This is a genomic window from Pseudomonas protegens (assembly GCF_003732485.1).
Lineage (GTDB): Bacteria > Pseudomonadota > Gammaproteobacteria > Pseudomonadales > Pseudomonadaceae > Aquipseudomonas > Aquipseudomonas protegens_B.
The window spans coordinates 2,798-7,635 of record NZ_MOAK01000066.1 but is presented as its reverse complement, the minus strand read 5'-3'; the positions used below and the strand labels follow the sequence as shown (position 1 = coordinate 7,635).

The following is a 4,838-nucleotide window of genomic DNA, read 5'->3' as shown; positions in this document are numbered from 1 at the left end:
GGGCCAGCGGCAACAACCGCGGCTCGACGCTGGCCTGCAGCGAGCCATCGGCCAGGCGTTGGGCCAAACCGATCAGCTTCCAGCGCGCACCCTCGGCCCGGGCCTGCTCCAGGTCCGCCGCCGTCAGGCCAGAGATGCCCCGGCAACTGACGTCGCTGACGGTCAACTGTGCACCGAGCAGTTCATTGGCCAGGATCACCACCTTCAAGCGCACATCAAAGCCTTCGACATCCGCCGTCGGATCAGCCTCGGCATACCCCAGGGCCTGAGCCTCGGCCACTGCCTCGGCAAAGCCCAGTCCGCCCTCCATGCGGGTCAGGACGAAATTCGAGGTGCCGTTGAGAATGCCCTCGAAACCCTGCAACTCGCTGCCGGCCAGGGACTGCTGGGCCAGGCGGATCACCGGAGTGCCGCTCATCACCGCGCCCTCGTATTCGAAGGCCGCCTGATTACGCTGGGCCAAAGCCTTGAGCTCGGCGCCGTGCAGGGCAATCGGCCCCTTGTTGGTGGTCACCACATGCTTGCCCTGCTCCAGGGCCCAGCGGCAGAAAGTCGTGGCCGGCTCGCCGTCCACCGGGTTGGTGAAGGTGGCCTCGGCAATGATGTCGGCGCCAGAGTCCTTGATGACCTGTTCGTTGAGCGCCTCCACCTGGCCGCCCGGCAGTTGCGCCAACGCGCCTTTGGTTGCCGGCAGCTTGCTCAGCAGACCGGCATCCAGCCCCTGGGGAGCGACGATGGAGCCGAGGAACAGATCGCTGATGCCGACGATTTTCAAACTGAAACCCAGCTGTTTTTTCCATGCCTGATTGCGCTCGGCAATCAATTGCGCCAGGGCCCGATTGACCCCGCCGAAGCCCACCAGGGCGATGTTGTATTCAGTCATTTTTGTTGTGTTCCATCCGGGTTGAGAAGCTGATGGACACAAGGTTAGGGGGCTGGCCCGGGCAGTGAAATATGCCGTTTTGCTGTATTTGCTGAGCATTTTGCCCACGCCTGGAGCCAGGTGCGCGGGCATAGAAACATGGCGGGTTGCGCAGGGACGCCTTCGGGAGTGCCTGGTCCTGTATCCCTGCCCCCCCAAAGCAGCAAACAACGCCTCAGAGCTCACCTGTTTCCCGGTCTGCTTTTGCAGCGCCATCAGCGCTCGAACGTCACTGAGCTGCTCCGCTGTCAGTTTGGCCGCTCCACCGGCGACCAATCCGGCTGGTAGTGCCTCACTCGCCACAAATTCGGCTAACCAAATATTGACTTCGTTGACGCACAGCACCGGATTAGCCTTGCAACCAGCCATGGAAGCACGGGCAAGAGCAATGACTTCAGGAGTCGCTGCAGTGGCGGTTATCGTCCTCCTCCTTGGCTTGCTTGGTGGTCTGGTACGCAGCGTCGACAGCACTGCCGACGGTTCCGGAAAGGGCCAGGGTCAGGCCGCTGGTCTTGGTTTTGGAGGTTTGCTCGCTCTTGTTGTGATTTTCCGCCGCGAGGATGCTGACATTCTGCCCGATAAGGCTGATGTCCTTGCCCGCGATGACCTCGGAACCTTTAAGGGTCAGGTCCTTGCCGGCCTGGATATCGACGTTGTCCAGCACACTGCCAATGGTGCTGGCCTTGGCGTTTTCGGTGGTGCTGGAAGAGGTGTTCTGAGCACTGGTCGAGCCTAGGGTGAAACCAATCCCGCCACTGCTCAACAAGCCGGACTTTTTCTTCGATGTCGAATGGCTTTCTTCGCTGGTTTCGTGGCGCTGTCGATCTCGACATTACGCCCCGCGCCCAGGCTGGTGGAGTTGGTGGAGTTGGTGGAGTTGGTGGAGTTGGTGGAGTTGGTGGAGACAATATCTCTGGCGGTCGCCCAAATATCAAGCACCCGGATAAGCCTCTGACATTGAATCCAACTCCCGCCCCCCTCAATCAGGCTCACAACTAAATGAGCACACCCTTGGGTTTCCAGAAACCTATCTAACTGCAGACCAATAAAACCAGGGTCGCCATACGAAATCAGATCATCCCAAGAATCGAACACGTCGTCAAAAGTTTCCGATACCACATACTTTCCGGATTCTATTGTTAGAAAATAGACGACACTCAATCCCAGATTATGAACCCATAAAATCTGCCGAGAAAACCCCACAATTGAACAAACCAAGACGAACCATTACTTAATATATAGCCCACTATAATCCGAAGACCGACAAACCAGAAAAAACAGATTTGATGCAGATCATAGCAAAGTCTCTCTCAGACCTTCTTGAAGACTTGGAAGAATCAACGATTCAGGAATTAGTGAAAAATCATCTGAGTCGTCATGCAGCCCATGAGCAGCAAGAAAAACGTCCCCAGAATCCAATAAAAAAGATAATCCAACCTGACAGGGGCGCTGCGAAACTCTTATGGATTCGTACACTCTTTTAAGTACTTTAATTTCCACAATCCTACAACCGGCAAGCCTATGCCAGAAAGAGTTAGAATATATCGGATCGACGGAAGATATTTCGTGCAATTCCTCATCTCTATCCAACGGTTCATCTCGAAGGTAATTACCGCTGATATCTTTTTCCACCCAAACCACCACAGAGTTCAACGATGGGTCGCTGGCAATACCCAAAACAATACCCGTTTCCATCTCAATAGCCGCAGGGCCTGCCGTCAGAGAAAATACATCTTTCGGTGCTACTCCATAATCACTTACCACATCCTCAGGGGGCCACCAGCTATAACGTTTAATAGACATCAATTTACACCCGACAAGCCGCCTTAAGTCATCTGATATATTTGTTGGGATACAAGATTCGAAATTCATTTACCTATCGCCCTCTGAGCCTGCTGAATGAGCAAATCAATCATTCGTAGATTGTTATATGACGGAGGGGGCCCTACCTTGACCTCCAAAGGATCGGAGATAACAACACGGCCATCTCTGGCAATGAGGAACTGTAAATCACTGATTCTGATATCACCATCCACCATTGTCTGACGAATAGCTTTCAAATCAGAAACACTTCTCTCATTAAGCAAGCTGGACTCACCAACAATTCTTATCTTGCCATCCTTTAGCTTTACAACCTCCTTAGAACCTAACTCAAATTTCTCATAGATTAATGCGGGCTGACCGTCTATTAAAACTGGGCCACGAGCATTTACAGTTGGCAACCCCAGTTTGTCAAGCTGGTTTAGTACCGACAGTTCCTGATTAAGACTCTCGATTGGTTTTCCTTCACGAAGCACTCCAACTGCCTGGTTGTCACCATAGGCAAATACATCTTTATTTCCTCCTCGCCCCAGCAACTCTCCAAGATCCGCTTGTTCAATTTTCTTAGGAAGCTCTCCGCCAACCTTCGACGTACTTCTTGTACCGAAAACACTAGCCAGCGCCTCAGAGCTCACCTGTTTCCCAGTCTGCTTTTGCAGCTCCATCAGCGCTCGGACGTCGCTGAGTTGCTCCGCTGTCAGTTTGGCCGCTCCACCGGCGACCAATCCGGCTGGTAGTGCCTCACTCGCCACAAATTCGGCTAACCAAATATTGACTTCGTTGACGCACAGCACCGGATTAGCTTTGCAACCAGCCATGGAAGCACGGGCAAGAGCAATGACTTCAGGAGTTGCTGCAGTGGCGGTTACAGCCGCCAACATAGCAGCAGAAAGTACCAGACCACCGCTAGCTCCTTGCTGCGCAATCTTGCCTTTGCACTCGATGTCACAGTCTTTGTTATTGGATAACCAAAGCGCGAGGTTAGTGCCAACATCCATGCCCATGGCGTTGTTCTCGGCAGCATTCTTGGCGGTTTCTCCACCTGCCACCGCGTTGGCTAGATCGCCGCCAACCAAGCCGCCCAACAGACCACCAGCCAACGTCGACAGCGCCGATATCTGCTGCCTTTCGGCCTCTGTCAGTTGATCAACGGATTTGTTCGGGAACAACTTGGTAGCGACCAGCTCTCCGATAGTAGCCCCTGCTGCACCGGCCAATGCCGAGTTCTCTTGCGACTTGGCCAGCACGGCACCAAGAACCGCATGCGCCATGAGGCGGGCTTCAAGACTGTCGGGGATACTTTCCTTGATCAGCCCGGCCAGATAAGGGGCCGATGCGCCCGCCAGCGCCTGGCTGAAATTGCCCCCCGCCAGTCCTTGTATCGCTGCTGTCACGGCCTGCGCCGCACGCTGGAGATTGCTACCAGTACCGTATTTCTCCATTACGGTCTCGTTGACCTGCTTCGCAATCTGCTCACCCGTTGGGGAGAGATTGCCTTCCTTAACCAGCTTCTGTCGGGCAGCTTCGAGCATCTGCGGGTCTTTCTGGGCCTTGACCGCCTCGATAGAGCCCTGGGTACGAATAATGTCCATCGCCTGATTGCCGATATCGCCAATCAGCTGCGCTTGACGCAGGCGTTTCTGCTCTTTCTCCTTATCAAAAATCGGGCTCAGGGCGTTATTGGCGTGCTCGACATCGCGACTTAGGGTCACCACATCCTGCTGCTGTTTGTCCGGGTTACGGACCGTGATCTGTCCATCAGAAACAGCGGCGTAAGTGGTGCTGCTGTCATGCCCACTGTTGTTGCTACCCACCAACAGCAGGCTGCCCATATTGCCCATGAACATCGAGCCCAGATCGCCACCAGTACCGCCACTCACGCTCTGATGCTGGCTGCTGAAGTCGGCCTTGTTGCGAATGTCGGACCACCCCAGCGTGCCGGTGTCGAGCGTGTTTTTGTCGGCACTGGCGGTGCTGGCAAGTACGCTGCCATTGAGCTGGGTATGTTCACCCACGGTGACTTGATAGCCATCCTTGCCGGCAAACAATCCCGTCTGCTCCTGCACGCTGTCGAACCTGGACTTGATCTTGTCCT

At 54.7% G+C, this 4,838-nt stretch carries 5 protein-coding genes; all 5 read right to left on the bottom strand.

The window, feature by feature from the left end; genetic code table 11:
* Positions 1-883, bottom strand: an 883-nt coding sequence (locus BLX41_RS17105; RefSeq protein ID WP_259744977.1) for a homoserine dehydrogenase, incomplete at its 3' end; no start/stop codon positions are given.
* A 433-nt stretch (positions 884-1,316) separates the two neighbouring features.
* Entirely contained in the window at positions 1,317-1,688 is a 372-nt protein-coding gene (locus tag BLX41_RS33730) for a hemagglutinin repeat-containing protein (protein WP_185073623.1), read from the bottom strand.
* Positions 1,682-2,083 (bottom strand): hypothetical protein, encoded by a 402-nt coding sequence (locus tag BLX41_RS33725; protein ID WP_185073621.1) that lies wholly within the window; start codon positions 2,081-2,083, stop codon positions 1,682-1,684. The genes BLX41_RS33730 and BLX41_RS33725 overlap by 7 nt, the downstream gene beginning before the upstream one ends.
* 132 nt (positions 2,084-2,215) lie before the next feature.
* Complete coding sequence (locus tag BLX41_RS33385) at positions 2,216-2,725, bottom strand: hypothetical protein (protein WP_148059744.1); 510 nt, start codon at positions 2,723-2,725, stop codon at positions 2,216-2,218.
* A gap of 65 nt (positions 2,726-2,790) precedes the next feature.
* Positions 2,791-4,838, bottom strand: a 2,048-nt coding sequence (locus BLX41_RS35605; RefSeq protein ID WP_259744976.1) for a VENN motif pre-toxin domain-containing protein, incomplete at its 5' end; no start/stop codon positions are given.